Origin of the sequence: Pseudomonas sp. MWU12-2037, from assembly GCF_023242345.1 — a bacterium.
GTDB classification, from domain to species: domain Bacteria; phylum Pseudomonadota; class Gammaproteobacteria; order Pseudomonadales; family Pseudomonadaceae; genus Aquipseudomonas; species Aquipseudomonas gingeri_D.
The window spans coordinates 1-16,668 of the sequence record NZ_JALLIZ010000021.1; the positions used below are offsets into that span (position 1 = coordinate 1).

Genomic DNA, 16,668 nt, shown 5'->3' on the forward strand with positions numbered 1-16,668 from the left:
AGGACGCCTTCGCGGGCAAGCCAGCTCCCACAGGGGTCAGGCCTGGGCTTGCCCTTCAGCCAGGAAGAACCAGGTCTCCAGCACGGAGTCCGGGTTCAACGACACGCTTTCAATGCCCTGCTCCATCAACCAGAGCGCCAGGTCCGGGTGATCGGAAGGCCCCTGGCCGCAGATGCCGATGTACTTGCCAGCCTTGTTGCAAGCCTGGATGGCGTTGGACAACAGCTTCTTCACCGCCGGGTTACGCTCGTCGAACAGGTGCGCGATGATCCCTGAATCACGATCCAGGCCCAGGGTCAGCTGGGTCAGGTCGTTGGAACCGATGGAGAAACCATCGAAGTACTCAAGGAATTCATCAGCGAGAATGGCGTTGGACGGCAACTCGCACATCATGATCACCCGCAGGCCGTTCTCGCCACGGGCCAGACCGTTGGCGGCGAGCAGGTCGACCACCTGGCTGGCTTCGCCGAGGGTACGGACGAAAGGCACCATGATTTCGACGTTGGTCAGGCCCATCTCGTTGCGCACGCGCTTGAGGGCACGGCATTCGAGCTCGAAACAGTCACGGAACGACTCGCTGATATAACGCGAGGCCCCACGGAAACCCAGCATCGGGTTTTCTTCTTCCGGCTCGTAGAGCTTGCCGCCGATCAGGTTGGCGTATTCGTTGGACTTGAAGTCCGACAGCCGCACGATGACCTTCTTCGGCCAGAACGCCGCCGCCAGGGTGCTGATACCTTCCACCAGCTTCTCGACATAGAAGCCGACCGGATCGTCGTAACCGGCGATGCGTTTATCGACACTGTCCTTGATTTCCGGTGGCAGCCCGGCGTAGTTCAGCAGCGCCTTGGGGTGCACGCCGATCATGCGGTTGATGATGAATTCCAGGCGGGCCAGGCCCACGCCGGCGTTCGGCAACTGCGCGAAGTCGAAGGCGCGGTCCGGGTTGCCGACGTTCATCATGATCTTGAACGGCAGTTCCGGCATGGCATCGACGGAGTTTTTCTTGATATCGAAGCCCAGTTCGCCTTCGAAGATATAACCGGTGTCGCCTTCGGCACAGGAAACGGTCACGCCCTGACCGTCTTTCAGCAGTTGGGTGGCGTTACCGCAACCGACCACTGCCGGAATCCCCAGCTCACGGGCGATGATCGCCGCGTGGCAGGTTCGCCCGCCACGGTTGGTGACGATGGCGCTGGCGCGCTTCATCACCGGCTCCCAGTCCGGGTCGGTCATGTCGGAAACCAGCACGTCGCCTGGCTGGACCTTGTCCATCTCGGACACGTCCTTGATGATCCGCACCTTGCCGGCGCCGATGCGCTGGCCGATGGCACGGCCTTCCACCAGCACGGTGCCGGTTTCCTTGAGCAGGTAGCGCTCCATGACGTTGGCCTGGGTGCGGCTCTTCACGGTTTCCGGACGCGCCTGGACGATGTACAGCTTGCCGTCGTCACCGTCCTTGGCCCATTCGATGTCCATCGGGCACTTGTAGTGCTTCTCGATGATCATCGCCTGCTTGGCCAACTCGCTGACTTCGGCGTCGCTGAGGCAGAAACGCGCGCGCTCGGCCTTGTCGACATCGACGGTCTTGACCGAACGACCGGCCTTGGCTTCGTCGCCGTAGATCATCTTGATCGCCTTGCTGCCCAGGTTGCGGCGCAGGATGGCGGGACGACCGGCTTCGAGGGTGCCCTTGTGCACGTAGAACTCATCCGGGTTGACCGCGCCTTGTACGACGGTTTCACCCAGGCCGTAGGCGCCGGTGATAAACACCACGTCACGGAAGCCCGACTCGGTGTCGAGGGTGAACATCACGCCGGCGGTGCCGGTTTCCGAACGCACCATGCGTTGCACGCCGGCGGACAGGGCCACCAGCTTGTGGTCGAAGCCCTGGTGTACGCGGTAGGAAATGGCGCGGTCGTTGAACAGCGAGGCAAAGACTTCCTTGGCCGCACGGATGACGTTTTCCACGCCGCGGATATTCAGGAAGGTTTCCTGCTGGCCGGCGAAGGACGCGTCCGGCAGGTCTTCGGCGGTGGCCGAGGAACGCACGGCCACGGCCATGTCCGGGTTGCCCGCCGACAGGGTGGCGAAGGCGGTGCGGATCTCGGCGTTGAGCTTCTCGGGGAACTCGGCTTCCATGATCCACTGGCGGATCTGTGCACCGGTGCGGGCCAGGGCGTTGACGTCATCGACGTCCAGTGCATCCAGCGCCGCATGGATCTGGTCGTTCAGGCCACTGAGTTCGAGAAAATCACGATACGCCTGAGCCGTAGTGGCAAAGCCGCCGGGGACCGATACACCGGCACCCGCGAGGTTACTGATCATCTCGCCCAGGGATGCGTTCTTGCCCCCTACGTGCTCTACATCATGGACGCCGAGCTTATCGAGGGAAACTACGTACTCTACCAAGGTGATCTCTCCACTAACTGTGTTGGAAAAGCTCAGGAGCGGACTGCTCTAATGGGCAGGTTATCCGCCATGTGGCCTGGACCTGGAAAATAAGTGAGAATGCCCGTCATTCCTGGCGGACAAATCCCGCCTATCATATCCAAGAATCGTCACCAGCTTAAGGCCCAAGGCGCAAATGAAACGATCTGCTTTCTTTATCTCCGATGGCACCGGTATCACCGCCGAAACCCTGGGTCAAAGCCTGCTGGCGCAGTTCGAAAACATTACCTTCGCCAAATTCACCCGTCCTTACATCGACAACGTCGACAAAGCCCGGGCCATGGTGCAACAGATCAATATCGCCGCCGAAAAGGACGGATTTCGCCCGATCATCTTCGATACCATCGTCAACCAGGACATTCGTGAGATCCTCGCCACGTCCAATGGTTTCATGATCGACATTTTTTCCACCTTCCTCGCCCCGCTGGAACAGGAACTGAGCGAGCACTCGTCCTACTCGGTGGGCAAGTCCCACTCCATCGGCGGCAACTCCAACTACATGGAGCGCATCGAGGCGGTGAACTTCGCCCTGGACAACGACGACGGTGCCCGCACCCACTATTACGACAAGGCCGACCTGATCCTGGTGGGTGTGTCGCGTTGCGGCAAGACCCCGACCTGTTTGTACATGGCGATGCAATTCGGCATCCGCGCGGCCAACTACCCGCTGACCGAGGACGATATGGAACGCCTGCAACTGCCGGCCGCCCTGCGCGCCCACCAGCACAAGCTGTTCGGCCTGACCATCGACCCGGACCGTCTCACCGCGATCCGCAACGAGCGCAAGCCCAACAGTCGTTATTCCAGCTATGCCCAGTGCGAATTCGAAGTGCGCGAGGTGGAAAACCTGTTTCGCCGCGAGAACATCGCCCATATCAACTCCACGCATTTCTCGGTGGAAGAGATTTCGGCGAAGATTCTTGTGGAGAAAGGTGTGGAGCGGCGCTTCAAGTAAAGCACCTAGATCACGAACAGATCGACAAACCGATGCACCGGCGTCGTCTCCAGGCGCGCCGGATCCTTGCACAGGGCGAGGATTTCGGCACTGCGCTGGGCGGTGAAACGCGTCGCCAGATTGGCCTTGAACTTGTCTTCCAGCAACGCAATACCCTCGGCCCGGCGCCGACGATGGCCGATCGGGTATTCCACCACCACCTGCGCGGTACTGGTCCCATCCTTGAAAAACACCTGCACCCCATTGGCGATCGAACGCTTGTCGGCCTCCAGGTATTCACGGGTGTAACGCGGGTCTTCAACGATCACCATCTTCTCGCGCAACACATCGATGATCGGATGGGCCGCGTGGAAATCGTCCTCGTAGTGCTCGGCCACCAGATTGCCGAAGGCCAGCGGCACCGCCGTCATGTACTGCAGACAGTGGTCGCGGTCGGCGGCATTGGCCAGTTTGCCGACCTTGGAAATAATGCGGATCGCCGATTCATGGGTGGTGATCACGATCCGGTCGATCTCGCCCAGGCGGCTCCTGACCTGCGGGTGCAGCTTCACCGCCGCCTCACAGGCCGTCTGGGCATGGAACTCGGCGGGAAAACTGATCTTGAACAGCACATTTTCCATGACATAGCTGCCATACGGCTGGGAAAGGCTGAAGGTGCGCTTGTCTTCGGGCTTGAGCGCCAGGTCCTTGTTGGTGTGGCTGAACAGCACGTCGTAGAAGCCCCATTGTGGCGCGCTCAACACCCCGGGAATGCCCATTTCCCCGCGCAGGGCGATATCCGCCAGGCGTACGCCACGACTGGTGGCATCACCCGCCGCCCAGGATTTTCGCGAACCGGCATTCGGCGCGTGACGATAGGTGCGCAGCGCCTGGCCATCGACAAAGGCATGGGACAGCGCCGCCAGCAGTTGTTCACGGCTGGCACCCATGAGTTTGGCGGTGACCGCGGTGGAGGCGACTTTCACCAGCAGCACATGATCAAGACCGACCCGGTTGAAGGAGTTTTCCAGGGCGATCACGCCCTGGATCTCATGGGCCATGATCATCGCCTCCAGCACCACCCGCATGCTCAGCGGTGCCTCACCATTGGCCACACGCTTCTGCGACAGATGATCGGCCACCGCGAGTATCCCGCCGAGGTTGTCCGAAGGATGACCCCACTCGGCCGCCAGCCAGGTGTCGTTGTAGTCGAGCCAACGAACGATACAGCCAATATCCCAGGCCGCCTTGACCGGATCGAGGCGAAAGCTCGTCCCCGGCACACGCGAGCCGAAGGGCACGATGGTGCCCTCGACCAGCGGCCCGAGGTGCTTGGCACACTCGGGAAAGCGCAGGGCCAACAGGCCGCAGCCGAGGGTATCCATCAGGCAGTTACGCGCGGTATCCAGCGCCTCCGCGGACTCGACCTGATAGTCGAGCACATAGTCGGCGATATCCTGCAGGATCTGGTCGTAATCGGGACGGTTGTTCAGATCAACGTTGGCGCTCATCTTCGCTTCACTCCGAGGGTGGTTCAGCTCAAAAAGCATCACCCGGCACACGTACCCAACCCTCCATCAGGACCCGCGCACTGCGGCTCATGATGGCCTTGACCACGGTCCATTCACCGTTGACCTGGGAAGCCTGCGCCCCAACCCGCAAGGCACCCGACGGATGGCCGAAACGCACCGCACTGCGCTCGCCACCGCCCGCCGCCAGGTTCACCAGGGTGCCGGGAATCGCCGCAGCAGTACCGATGGCCACCGCCGCCGTGCCCATCATCGCATGGTGCAGCTTGCCCATGGACAAGGCTCGCACCAACAGGTCCAGATCGGCCGCCGCCACCGGCTTGCCACTCGACGCGGTATAGCTCGCGGGTGCCGCGACAAACGCCACCTTCGGCGTGTGCTGACGGGTCGCCGCCTCATCGATATGCCGGATCAGGCCCATGCGCACGGCACCGTAGGCACGGATCGTCTCGAACATCGCCAGGGCCTTGGGATCGCTGTTGATATCGCCCTGCAACTCAGTACCGGTGTAGCCGATATCCGCCGCATTGACGAAGATCGTCGGAATCCCGGCATTGATCATGGTCGCCTTGAAGGTACCGACACCCGGTACTTCCAGGTCGTCCACCAGATTGCCGGTGGGGAACATCGAACCGCCGGCGCCCTCCTCCTCGGCCGCCGGGTCCATGAATTCAAGCTGCACTTCGGCGGCCGGAAAGGTCACGCCGTCGAGCTCGAAGTCACCGGTTTCCTGCACCTGGCCCTCGGTGATCGGCACATGGGCGATGATGGTCTTGCCGATATTCACCTGCCAGATCCGCACCACCGCCACGCCATTGCGCGGGATCCGCCCGGCATCCACCAGGCCGGCGCTGATGGCGAACGAACCGACCGCCGCCGACAGGTTGCCGCAGTTGCCGCTCCAGTCGATAAACGGCTTGTCGATGGAGACCTGGCCGAACAGGTAGTCGACGTCGTGGTCGGCCTTGATGCTCTTGGACAGGATCACCGTCTTGCTGGTGCTGGAGGTCGCCCCGCCCATGCCGTCGATCTGCTTCTCATAGGGGTCGGGGCTGCCGATCACCCGCAACAACAACGCATCCCGCACCGCACCGGGCAATTGCGCCGCTTCGGGCAGGTCGTTGAGGTTGAAGAACACCCCTTTGCTGGTGCCGCCGCGCATATAGGTGGCGGGGATCTTGATTTGCGCTACGTGGGCCATGAAATCTCCTGCTGAGTCTGGACGCGACGCTGTTTCGCGGCAAAACACACATCTGTAGGAGCCGGCTTGCTGGCGATGGCGGCGCTGAATCTTGCGCTGCAATCACTGGCAGGCCGACCTGTCATGAACAAGGCCGGGGCTTCAACTGCCGCCCCGGCAACGCCTTCAACCCACCGTGGCCGATTGAAGGAAGTCCTGGGCAAAACGCTGCAAGACACCACCGGCCTCATAGATCGAGACCTCTTCAGCGGTGTCGAGGCGGCAGGTCACCGGCACTTCAAGACACTCGCCGTTATGGCGATTGATCACCAGGGTCAGGGTGTTACGGGGCGTGCGGTCGCCGATCACATCGAAGGTCTCGGTGCCGTCGATGCCAAGGGTCTTGCGGTCGGTCCCAGGCAGGAACTCCAGCGGCAACACGCCCATGCCCACCAGGTTGGTGCGATGGATACGTTCGAAGCCTTCGGCGGCAATCGCCTCGACCCCAGCCAGGCGCACGCCCTTGGCCGCCCAGTCGCGGGACGAGCCCTGGCCGTAGTCGGCACCGGCAATGATGATCAGCGGCTGCTTGCGTTCCATGTAGGTTTCGATGGCTTCCCACATACGCATGACCTGCCCTTCGGGCTCGACCCGCGCCAGGGAACCCTGCTTGACCTTGCCGTTTTCCACGACCATTTCGTTGAACAGCTTCGGGTTGGCGAAGGTCGCGCGCTGCGCGGTGAGGTGATCCCCCCTGTGGGTCGCGTAGGAGTTGAAGTCCTCTTCCGGCAGGCCCATTTTCTCCAGGTACTCACCGGCCGCGCTATCGAGCATGATGGCGTTGGACGGCGACAAGTGGTCGGTGGTGATGTTGTCCGGCAGCACCGCCAGCGGGCGCATGCCCTTGAGCGGTCGCGCGCCGGCCAGGGCGCCTTCCCAGTACGGCGGACGGCGGATATAGGTGCTCATCGGCCGCCAGTCGTACAGCGGCGTGACCTTGGGACCGGTGTCTTCGTGAATGGCGAACATCGGGATGTAGACCTTGCGGAACTGCTCCGGCTTCACCGAGGCCTTGACCACCGCGTCGATCTCTTCGTCGCTCGGCCAGATATCCTTGAGGCGGATTTCCTTGCCGTCGGCGTCCAGGCCCAGCACATCCTTCTCGATATCGAAACGGATGGTCCCGGCGATGGCATAGGCCACCACCAGCGGCGGCGATGCCAGGAAGGCCTGCTTGGCGTAGGGATGGATACGTCCATCGAAGTTACGGTTACCGGACAACACGGCCGTGGCATAGAGATCACGGTCGATGATTTCCTGCTGGATCGCCGGGTCCAGCGCACCGGACATGCCGTTGCAGGTGGTGCAGGCAAAGGCCACGACACCAAAGCCCAGCTGTTCCAGCTCCTTGGTCAGCCCGGCTTCATCCAGGTACAGTGCCACGGTCTTGGAACCCGGCGCCAGGGACGACTTGACCCAGGGCTTGCGGGTCAGGCCGAGCTTGTTGGCGTTGCGCGCCATCAGGCCGGCGGCGATCACATTGCGCGGGTTGCTGGTGTTGGTGCAACTGGTGATGGCGGCGATGATCACCGCGCCGTCGGGCATCTGCCCCGGCACATCGTCCCACTGGCCGGCAATACCCTTGGCCGCCAGGTCGCTGGTGGCGACGCGGGCATGGGGGTTGCTCGGACCGGCCATATTACGCACCACCGAGGACAGGTCGAAGCTCAAACCACGCTCGTAGTCCGCGCCTTTCAGGCTGTCGGCCCAGAGCCCGGTGTGGCGGGCGTAGGTTTCCACCAGCTTGACCTGCTCGTCTTCACGCCCGGTGAGTTTCAGGTAGTCGATGGTCTGCTGGTCGATATAGAACATCGCCGCCGTGGCGCCGTACTCCGGGGCCATATTGGAAATGGTCGCGCGGTCGCCCAGGGTCAGCGCCGAGGCGCCTTCGCCAAAGAACTCCAACCAGGCACCGACCACTTTCTGCTTGCGCAGGAACTCGGTCAGCGCCAGCACCATGTCGGTGGCGGTGATGCCCGGTTGCAGCTTGCCGGTCAGTTCGACGCCGACGCTTTCCGGCAGGCGCATCCAGGAGGCCCGGCCGAGCATCACGCTCTCGGCTTCGAGGCCGCCGACACCGATGGCGATCACCCCCAGCGCATCGACGTGAGGGGTGTGGCTGTCGGTGCCGACACAGGTGTCGGGGAAGGCCACGCCGTCCCGCGCTTGGATCACCGGGGACATTTTCTCCAGGTTGATCTGGTGCATGATGCCGTTGCCGGGCGGGATCACATCGACGTTCTTGAAGGCCTTCTTGGTCCAGTCGATAAAGTGGAAACGGTCTTCGTTGCGACGGTCTTCGATGGCGCGGTTCTTGGTGAAGGCGTCCGGGTCGAAACCGCCGCATTCCACCGCCAGCGAGTGGTCGACGATCAGTTGGGTCGGCACCACCGGGTTGACCTGGGCCGGATCGCCGCCCTGGGAAGCGATGGCATCACGCAGGCCGGCGAGGTCGACCAGGGCGGTCTGGCCGAGAATATCATGGCAGACCACCCGGGCCGGGAACCAGGGGAAGTCCAGGTCGCGCTTGCGCTCGATCAGTTGCTTCAGGGAATCGGTCAGCGTCGCCGGGTCGCAACGACGGACCAGATTCTCGGCGAGTACCCGGGAGGTGTAAGGCAGGGTCCCGTAGGCCCCGGGCTGGATGGCCTCGACTGCCGCACGGGCGTCGAAGAAATCCAGGTGGCTGCCGGGCAGCGATTTACGGTATTGGCTATTCATGGTCTGGGACTCGATTATTTCAGCGACGCTCGATTGGCACGAACTTGCGCTGTTCGACGCCGATGTACTCGGCGCTCGGGCGGATAATGCGGTTGTTGCCACGCTGCTCGAACACATGGGCGGCCCAGCCGGTCAGGCGCGAGCAGACGAAGATCGGCGTGAACAACTTGGTCGGGATGCCCATGAAGTGATACGCCGAGGCATGGTAGAAGTCGGCGTTGGGGAAGAGTTTCTTCTGCTCCCACATGGTCTTGTCGATGGCTTCGGAGACCGGGAACAGCACGGTGTCACCGACTTCATCGGCGAGTTTCTTCGACCAGCCCTTGATCACTTCATTACGCGGGTCGCTGTCTTTGTAGATCGCATGGCCAAAGCCCATGATCTTGTCCTTGCGCGCCAGCATGCCGAGGGTGCCTTCGACGGCTTCCTGGGGCGAGCTGAAACGCTCGATCATTTCCATCGCCGCCTCGTTGGCGCCGCCGTGCAGCGGGCCGCGCAGGGAACCGATGGCGGCGGTGATGCAGGAGAACAGGTCGGACAGGGTCGAGGCACAGACCCGCGCGGTAAAGGTCGAGGCGTTGAACTCGTGCTCCGCGTAGAGGATCAGCGACACGTCCATCACCTTGCGGTGCAACTCGCTTGGCGCCTTGCCATGCAGCAGGTGCAGGAAATGCCCGCCAATGGAAGCCTCGTCGGTCACGCAGTCGATGCGCTTGCCTTCGTGGCTGAAGCGATACCAGTAGCACATGATCGCCGGGAACGCGGCCAGCAGCCGGTCGGTGGCTTCATGCTGGCGGGCGAAGTCGCCTTCGGGCTCGAGATTGCCGAGGAAGGAGCAACCGGTGCGCATCACGTCCATTGGGTGGGCATCAGCGGGAATCCGCTCGAGCACTTCTTTCAGTGCCTGGGGCAGGTCGCGCAGGGTCTGCAACTTGCCCATGTAGGCCGCCAGTTCGGTGGCATTCGGCAGCTCGCCGTACAGCAGCAGGTAGGCGACCTCTTCGAAACGCGCCTCGGCGGCCAGTTCACGCACGTCGTAACCACGGTAGGTCAGGCCGGCACCGGCCTGGCCGACGGTGGACAAGGCGGTTTGCCCGGCGACCTGGCCACGCAGGCCGGCACCGCTCAGTACTTTTGCTTCAGCCATTGCTCTCTCCAATTCTTGATGTTGTCAGGGACTCGGCCATTACATTGTTCAAGGGGCCAACCCAATCCTGTAGGAGCAGGGCTTGCCCGCGAAGGCGTCCTTGAAGCCGCCAAAAGCTTCGCGGGCAAGCCCTGCTCCTACAGTTACGCGCCCGCCTCCAAAATATAGCGGCTGCGATCAGCCCTTCTTCTGGGCAAACAACGCATCGAGCTTCTGCTCGAAGGTGTGGTAATCGATACGATCGTAAAGCTCCATGCGGGTCTGCATGGTGTCGATCACATTGGCCTGGGTGCCGTCGCGGCGAATCGCGGTGTAGACGTTTTCCGCCGCCTTGTTCATCGCACGGAACGCCGAGAGCGGGTACAGCACCAGGGACACGTCGGCGGACTTCAGCTGTTCGGTGGTGAACAGCGGCGTCGCACCGAACTCGGTGATATTGGCCAGGATCGGCGCCTTCACGCGGCTGGCGAACAGCTTGTACATCTCAAGTTCGGTGATGGCTTCCGGAAAGACCATGTCGGCACCGGCCTCGATGCACGCGGCGGCACGTTCCAGGGCCGACTCCAGGCCTTCCACGGCCAGGGCATCGGTACGCGCCATGATCACGAAGCTGTCGTCAGTACGGGCATCCACCGCCGCCTTGATGCGGTCGACCATTTCCTGCAGGGTGACGATTTCCTTGTTCGGACGATGGCCGCAACGCTTGGCGCCGACCTGGTCTTCGATATGGATCGCCGCCGCGCCGAACTTGATCATCGACTTGACCGTGCGCGCCACGTTGAACGCCGAGGCCCCGAAGCCGGTGTCGACATCCACCAGCAACGGCAGGTCGCAGACATCGGTGATCCGCCGTACATCGGTGAGCACGTCATCCAGGCCGGTGATGCCCAGGTCCGGCACCCCGAGGGAGCCGGCCGCGACACCGCCACCGGACAGGTAGATGGCCTTGAAGCCGGCGCGCTTGGCCAGCAAGGCATGGTTGGCGTTGATCGCGCCGACCACCTGCAAGGGCTGTTCGCTGGCGACCGCATCGCGGAAACGCTGACCGGGCGTGCTCTTGTTGGAACCCTGACTCATGACTCACCTCGCTTCGTAGCTGTCGGTTGGACGGCGTCCTGGTAGTGACGCGCGATATTGCGTTTCGACGCGCCGATATGGCGGCGCATCAGCAGTTCGGCCAATTCGCCATCGCGCTCGGCGATGGCGTCGAGAATCCGGTGGTGCTCGGCGAACGCCTGGCGTGGCCGATTGGGAGTGACGGAAAACTGGATGCGGTACATGCGCACCAACTGATACAGCTCGCCGCAGAGCATCTGGGTCAGGGTGCGGTTGCCCGCGCCCTGGATGATCCGGTAGTGAAAGTCGAAATCGCCTTCCTGCTGGTAATAACCGACCCCGGCCTGGAACGCCGCGTCGCGCTCATGGGTATTGAGAACCTCTCTCAACTCCTCGATTTCCTCGGCCGTCATGCGCTCGGCCGCCAGGCGACAGGCCATGCCTTCGAGGGACTCGCGGATTTCGTAGAGTTCGATCAACTCGGCCTGGCTGAGGGACACCACCCGCGCCCCGACATGGGGTACGCGCACCAGCAGGCGCTGGCCCTCCAGACGGTGAATGGCCTCGCGCAGCGGGCCGCGGCTGATGCCGTAGGTGCGGGCCAGCTCCGGCTCGGAAATCTTGCTGCCGGGGGCGATTTCACCCTTGACGATCGCCGCCTGAATGCGCCGGAAGACGTTCTCGGACAAGGTTTCCGAATCGTCCTGGGCAATCGCGGGTGGCTCCAGCTCATGCAACATATTGTCGACACCTTATCCATCAATGGCGCTAAAACTAGCCAATATCAGCAAATCAGTCAAAGAATTAATTGGCATTGTCGACAATAGTCTAAGAAGCACTGAAACAGCGCGCTTCAAGGAACAAACCTCGACCTATCCGACGAGGGAGGCGTCCGGCGCTGGCGCGACAAGTCCAGCATGCTAGAATGCCGCGCGCTTCCGCCGATGCGCTGACTGTCATATTTTCCTGACAGACGTACGAGGATGCTTGCGCGATATTGCCAGTCCCCTTGAATCAAGATTGCCCGATACGCGCCAGGATTTATGAGACTCACGCCTTTCTCCCTACTGCTTCTCTGCCTGTTTTGTCTGCCTGGCATCAGCCTCGCGACCGAGAAGACGGTGTACGGCCTGAACGAGTACGCGCAACTGGCCGGGATCGACCTGCAAGTGCCGGCCAAGCTCGACACCGGTGCCAAGACCGCTTCCCTCAGTGCCCGCGACATCCACCGGTTCAAACGCAACGGTGAAAGCTGGGTGCGCTTCTACCTGGCGATCGACGCCGCCCACTCGCATCCGATCGAACTGCCCCTGGCCCGCGTCAGCAAGATCAAGCGCCGTGCCGGCGACTATGACCCGGACGAGGGCAACGCCTATACCGCGCGCCCGGTGATCACCCTGGAAATCTGCATGGGCAGCGCCTTGCGCAGCATAGAAGTGAACTTGACCGACCGCAGCAGCTTCCAATACCCGCTGTTGATCGGCTCCGAAGCCCTCAAGCGCTTCGATGCGCTGGTCGACCCCAGTCTTAAGTACGCTGCCGGCAAACCCGCCTGCCGCCACGACGCACAAACCGCCGAGTAATCCGAATGCGTTCTCTCACCCTCCACCTGAAAATCCTCATCACCGTATTGGTGTTGCTGGGTGCTTCGGTCACGGCCTATCAGATTTTCGTGCTGGGGATTCCCGTCACCGAGGATGCCACGGACGACTTGTGGAACATCGACGCCAAGGTCGAGTTCGTCGCCAGCACCAAGGAACCGGTGAAGATCCAGATGTTCGTGCCGCCCCTGAGCCGCGACTACGTCAGCCTCAACGAGAGCTTCATTTCCAACAACTACGGGGTGAGCGTCAACCGCGCCGACGGCAACCGCAAGGTGACCTGGTCGGCACGCAAGGTCAGTGGCAAGCAGACGCTGTATTACCGCCTGGTGCTGACCAAGCGCTATACCGGCGAGAAACCCAAGGTCAAAGGTCCGACCTTCCGCGACAGCATGGCGATCGAGGGGCCGGAGAAAATCGCCGCGGACGCCTTGCTCGCGCCGATCCGCCAGCACTCGGCGGACGTCGAGACCTTCATCGGCGAAACCATCAAGCGGGTCAACAACCTCGGCGACGACAACGTCAAGCTGCTGCTGGCCGGCGATCCGTCGACCCCGCACAAGGCGCAGATCATCGAACTGCTGCTGTCCATCGCCCATGTGCCGATGGAACGCGCCCACACCCTGCGCCTGGTGGCCGATCAACCGCAGACCCCGGAACTCTGGCTGCGCAGCTTCAACGGCACGGACTGGCTGTATTTCAACCCGGACACCGGTGAACAGGGCCTGCCGTCCGACCGCCTGCTCTGGTGGACCGGCGCCGACAACCTGATCAGCGTCGAGGGCGGCAAGAAGGCCGGCGTCACCTTCAGCCTGAACAACAGCGAGATGAACGCGATCCGCCTGGCCAAGCTGACCGACGAGAACTCCGACGCCAACTTCCTCGAATATTCGCTCTATGGCCTGCCGCTGCAAACCCAGCAGACCTTCATGATCATGGTGATGATCCCCATCGGCGTGCTGGTGATCCTGATCCTGCGCAACCTGATCGGCCTGCAGACCCTCGGCACCTTCACCCCGGTGCTGATCGCCCTGGCCTTCCGTGAAACCCAGCTGGGCTTCGGCATCGTGCTGTTCACCATCATTACCGCCCTCGGGCTGTCGCTGCGCTCCTACCTGGAACACCTGAAGTTGCAGATGCTGCCACGGCTGTCGGTGGTACTGACCTTCGTCGTGGTGCTGATCGCCGCCATCAGCCTGTTCAGCCACAAGCTGGGCCTGGAACGTGGCTTGTCGGTGGCACTGTTCCCGATGGTGATCCTGACCATGACCATCGAGCGCCTGTCCATCACCTGGGAAGAGCGCGGCGCCAATCATGCCCTGAAAGTCGCCATCGGCACGCTGTTCGCGGCCTCCCTGGCGCACCTGATCATGACCGTGCCGGAGCTGATCTATTTCGTCTTCACCTTCCCGGCGATCCTGCTGATCCTGGTGGGCTTCATGCTGGCAATGGGTCGCTATCGCGGTTACCGCCTGACCGAACTGCTGCGCTTCAAGGCGTTCCTCAAGGAAAACGCCTGATGTTCGGCCTGTGGAAAACCTGGAAAGCCCTGGAGGCCCGGGGCATCATGGGGATCAACCGGCGCAACGCGGACTATGTGCTCAAGTACAACAAGCGCAGCCTCTACCCCATCGTCGACGACAAGATCATCACCAAGGAGCGGGCCATCGCCGCCGGCATCCAGGTGCCGGAAATGTACGGGGTGATCTCCACGGAAAAGGAAATCGACCGGCTGGAAGCGATCATCGACGGGCGCCGTGATTTCGTTATCAAGCCGGCCCAGGGCGCGGGCGGCGACGGTATCCTGGTGATCGCCGACCGTTTCGAGGGCCACTATCGCTCGATCTCCGGACGCCTGATCAGCCACGGGGAAATCGAGCACCAGATCTCCAGCATCCTGACCGGCCTGTATTCCCTGGGCGGGCACCGCGACCGCGCGCTGATCGAATACCGGGTCACCCCCGACCCGATCTTCAAGAGCATCAGCTACGAAGGCGTGCCGGACATCCGCGTCATCGTACTGATGGGCTACCCGGTAATGGCCATGCTGCGCCTGCCGACCCGCCAGTCCCATGGCAAGGCCAACCTGCACCAGGGTGCCATTGGCGTGGGCGTGGACCTGGCGACCGGGATCACCCTGCGCGGCACCTGGCTGAACAACATCATCCGCAAGCACCCGGACACCACCCATCCGGTGGATGGCGTGCAATTGCCCAACTGGGACGCCTTCATGCAACTGGCGGCCGGCTGCCATGAACTCTGCGGCCTGGGTTATATCGGCGTGGACATGGTCCTGGACCAGGACAAGGGCCCGCTGATCCTCGAACTCAATGCCCGCCCCGGCCTGAATATCCAGATCGCCAACGACTGCGGGCTGACCCACCGGACCCATGCCGTGGAGGCCCACCTGGCGGAACTGGCCGCCGCGGGCATCACCGAGACGCCGGAGGCACGGGTGCGTTTTGTCCAGGAACTGTTCGGCCATGTGCCGGCACTCAACGACTGATCCACTGCACAACGACAGATCCTACAAGGCAATCTCCATCCAGCGACATGCCCCTAGGAGCAACGCCTACAGGAGACTACAATCGCGCACCGCGCTCCCATGGCTGACCCGCCCCCCATGTTGACCTGCACCGTACATCCGTTGCCCTACCATGCCAATCCCGCCCATTACTTCGCGGCGATCCGCCATGCGCCCGGCGCCGTATTGCTCGACAGCGGCCGGCCCGAGGCCGAGCGCGGGCGTTACGACCTGCTCAGCGCCTGGCCGCTGGAGCAACTGGCGGTGTTGCCGGACGAGCGTGGCGCGGCGTTCCTGCAACGCCTGCGGGACAACCTGGCGCGCCTGGGCGAAGCACAACTTCCGGCGGCGTGCGAACTGCCGTTTGCCGGCGGCCTGATCGGCTACCTGAGCTACGACTTCGGCCGCCACCTGGAACACCTGCCCAATCAGGCGCGGGACGACCTGCAACTGCCCGATGCGCGTTTCGGCCTGTATGCCTGGGCGCTGATCAGCGATCACCAGCAAGGCAGCAGCCAATTGGTGTTCCATCCCAGCGTCGAAGTCGCCGAGCGCGAACGGCTGATCCAGCTGTTCAGCCAGCCGGCCGCCCGGGACAGCAACGAATTCCAGCTCAAGGGCCCGATGACCGCGGACCTCACGGCCGACGCCTACCGCCAGGCCTTCGAACGTATCCAGCACTATATCCAGGCCGGTGACTGCTATCAGGTCAACTTCGCCCAGCGCTTCCGGGCTGACTGCCAGGGCGATCCGTGGGTCGCCTATTGCGCCTTGCGCGCCGCCTGCCCGACACCCTTCTCCGGCTTCCAGAGCCTGCCCAACCACGGCGCGGTGCTGAGCCTGTCACCGGAGCGCTTCGTCAAGGTGAGCCAGGGCCAGGTCGAGACACGCCCGATCAAGGGCACCCGCCCACGCGGCCGCGACGAGGCTGAAGACGCGGCCAACGCCGCCGAACTGCTGGCCAGCAGCAAGGACCGCGCGGAAAACCTGATGATCGTCGACCTGCTGCGCAACGATCTGGGGCGCACCTGCCGTATCGGTTCGGTACGGGTCCCGGAACTGTTCAGCCTGGAGAGTTACCCCAACGTGCACCATCTGGTGAGCAGCGTGACCGGGACCCTGGCCGACGACCGCGACGCCCTCGATCTGATCGCCGGCAGCTTTCCCGGCGGCTCGATCACCGGCGCGCCGAAGATCCGCGCCATGCAGATCATCGACGAGCTGGAACCGACCCGACGGGCGCTGTATTGCGGTTCGCTGCTGTACCTGGATGTGCGCGGCGAGATGGACAGCTCCATCGCCATCCGCAGCCTGCTGGTCAAAGATGGCCAGGTCAGTTGCTGGGGCGGCGGCGGCATCGTCGCCGATTCCGACTGGCAGGCGGAATACCAGGAATCCATCACCAAGGTGAAGGTCTTGCTCGACACCCTGCAAAGCCTCTGAAGCCTGTGCCCGCAAGGGATCG

The 16,668-nt window shown here is 62.7% G+C and carries 12 protein-coding genes; 5 read left to right on the forward strand and 7 right to left on the reverse strand.

The genetic code is table 11. The features are described from left to right. Positions 1 to 36: 36 nt before the first annotated feature. The gene (gene ppsA / locus M5B42_RS27040; protein ID WP_103499189.1) at positions 37 to 2,412 is read right to left on the reverse strand and encodes a phosphoenolpyruvate synthase; all 2,376 of its coding nucleotides are present in this window, start codon (positions 2,410 to 2,412) and stop codon (positions 37 to 39) included. A 175-nt stretch (positions 2,413 to 2,587) separates the two neighbouring features. Here ppsA and M5B42_RS27045 point away from each other — a divergent pair, with 175 nt between their 5' ends. Further along, the gene (locus tag M5B42_RS27045; RefSeq protein WP_103499188.1) at positions 2,588 to 3,406 is read left to right on the forward strand and encodes a pyruvate, water dikinase regulatory protein; all 819 of its coding nucleotides are present in this window, start codon (positions 2,588 to 2,590) and stop codon (positions 3,404 to 3,406) included. Positions 3,407 to 3,411: 5 nt separating this feature from the next. Here M5B42_RS27045 and prpD read toward each other — a convergent pair whose 3' ends face one another. The 6 genes from prpD to M5B42_RS27075 all read right to left on the reverse strand — a co-directional run bounded on the left by prpD (position 3,412) and on the right by M5B42_RS27075 (position 11,818). Beyond that, a complete protein-coding gene (gene prpD / locus M5B42_RS27050) occupies positions 3,412 to 4,896 on the reverse strand; it encodes a 2-methylcitrate dehydratase (RefSeq protein WP_248747533.1) in 1,485 nt (494 codons plus the stop codon). Between the two features lie 28 nt (positions 4,897 to 4,924). Next, positions 4,925 to 6,115, reverse strand: coding sequence for a 2-methylaconitate cis-trans isomerase PrpF (gene prpF / locus M5B42_RS27055; protein WP_248747534.1), 1,191 nt, complete (start codon positions 6,113 to 6,115; stop codon positions 4,925 to 4,927). Between the two features lie 165 nt (positions 6,116 to 6,280). Then, the gene (gene acnD, locus M5B42_RS27060; RefSeq protein WP_248747535.1) at positions 6,281 to 8,875 is read right to left on the reverse strand and encodes a Fe/S-dependent 2-methylisocitrate dehydratase AcnD; all 2,595 of its coding nucleotides are present in this window, start codon (positions 8,873 to 8,875) and stop codon (positions 6,281 to 6,283) included. Positions 8,876 to 8,894: 19 nt separating this feature from the next. Next, positions 8,895 to 10,022, reverse strand: a complete 1,128-nt coding sequence (gene prpC / locus M5B42_RS27065) for a 2-methylcitrate synthase (RefSeq protein ID WP_248747536.1) — start codon at positions 10,020 to 10,022, stop codon at positions 8,895 to 8,897. Positions 10,023 to 10,199: 177 nt separating this feature from the next. After that, the gene (prpB, locus tag M5B42_RS27070) at positions 10,200 to 11,099 is read right to left on the reverse strand and encodes a methylisocitrate lyase (protein ID WP_103497645.1); all 900 of its coding nucleotides are present in this window, start codon (positions 11,097 to 11,099) and stop codon (positions 10,200 to 10,202) included. Continuing rightward, positions 11,096 to 11,818: a GntR family transcriptional regulator gene (locus tag M5B42_RS27075; protein ID WP_103497646.1), complete on the reverse strand. Its 723-nt coding sequence runs from the start codon at positions 11,816 to 11,818 to the stop codon at positions 11,096 to 11,098. Before M5B42_RS27075 ends, prpB begins: the two co-directional genes overlap by 4 nt. A gap of 303 nt (positions 11,819 to 12,121) precedes the next feature. Here M5B42_RS27075 and M5B42_RS27080 point away from each other — a divergent pair, with 303 nt between their 5' ends. From M5B42_RS27080 to pabB, 4 genes are all read left to right on the forward strand, one after another. Next, positions 12,122 to 12,661 (forward strand): ATP-dependent zinc protease, encoded by a 540-nt coding sequence (locus M5B42_RS27080; RefSeq protein WP_248747537.1) that lies wholly within the window; start codon positions 12,122 to 12,124, stop codon positions 12,659 to 12,661. Positions 12,662 to 12,666: 5 nt separating this feature from the next. After that, positions 12,667 to 14,199: an inactive transglutaminase family protein gene (locus M5B42_RS27085; protein WP_152737159.1), complete on the forward strand. Its 1,533-nt coding sequence runs from the start codon at positions 12,667 to 12,669 to the stop codon at positions 14,197 to 14,199. Then, positions 14,199 to 15,185 (forward strand): alpha-L-glutamate ligase-like protein, encoded by a 987-nt coding sequence (locus tag M5B42_RS27090; RefSeq protein ID WP_248747538.1) that lies wholly within the window; start codon positions 14,199 to 14,201, stop codon positions 15,183 to 15,185. Before M5B42_RS27085 ends, M5B42_RS27090 begins: the two co-directional genes overlap by 1 nt. Before the next feature lie 117 nt (positions 15,186 to 15,302). Beyond that, positions 15,303 to 16,646, forward strand: a complete 1,344-nt coding sequence (pabB, locus tag M5B42_RS27095) for an aminodeoxychorismate synthase component I (protein ID WP_248747580.1) — start codon at positions 15,303 to 15,305, stop codon at positions 16,644 to 16,646. The last annotated feature ends 22 nt before the right edge of the window (positions 16,647 to 16,668 follow it).

What these genes read in the sequence shown, in the direction of transcription:
- pabB (WP_248747580.1), top strand. Translation starts at nt 15,303, where the DNA reads ATGTTGACCTGCACCGTACATCCGTTGCCCTACCATGCCAATCCCGCC.
- M5B42_RS27080 (WP_248747537.1), top strand. Translation starts at nt 12,122, where the DNA reads ATGAGACTCACGCCTTTCTCCCTACTGCTTCTCTGCCTGTTTTGTCTG.
- acnD (WP_248747535.1), bottom strand. Translation starts at nt 8,875, where the DNA reads ATGAATAGCCAATACCGTAAATCGCTGCCCGGCAGCCACCTGGATTTC.
- prpC (WP_248747536.1), bottom strand. Translation starts at nt 10,022, where the DNA reads ATGGCTGAAGCAAAAGTACTGAGCGGTGCCGGCCTGCGTGGCCAGGTC.
- M5B42_RS27090 (WP_248747538.1), top strand. Translation starts at nt 14,199, where the DNA reads ATGTTCGGCCTGTGGAAAACCTGGAAAGCCCTGGAGGCCCGGGGCATC.
- M5B42_RS27045 (WP_103499188.1), top strand. Translation starts at nt 2,588, where the DNA reads ATGAAACGATCTGCTTTCTTTATCTCCGATGGCACCGGTATCACCGCC.
- M5B42_RS27075 (WP_103497646.1), bottom strand. Translation starts at nt 11,818, where the DNA reads ATGTTGCATGAGCTGGAGCCACCCGCGATTGCCCAGGACGATTCGGAA.
- M5B42_RS27085 (WP_152737159.1), top strand. Translation starts at nt 12,667, where the DNA reads ATGCGTTCTCTCACCCTCCACCTGAAAATCCTCATCACCGTATTGGTG.
- prpD (WP_248747533.1), bottom strand. Translation starts at nt 4,896, where the DNA reads ATGAGCGCCAACGTTGATCTGAACAACCGTCCCGATTACGACCAGATC.
- prpF (WP_248747534.1), bottom strand. Translation starts at nt 6,115, where the DNA reads ATGGCCCACGTAGCGCAAATCAAGATCCCCGCCACCTATATGCGCGGC.
- prpB (WP_103497645.1), bottom strand. Translation starts at nt 11,099, where the DNA reads ATGAGTCAGGGTTCCAACAAGAGCACGCCCGGTCAGCGTTTCCGCGAT.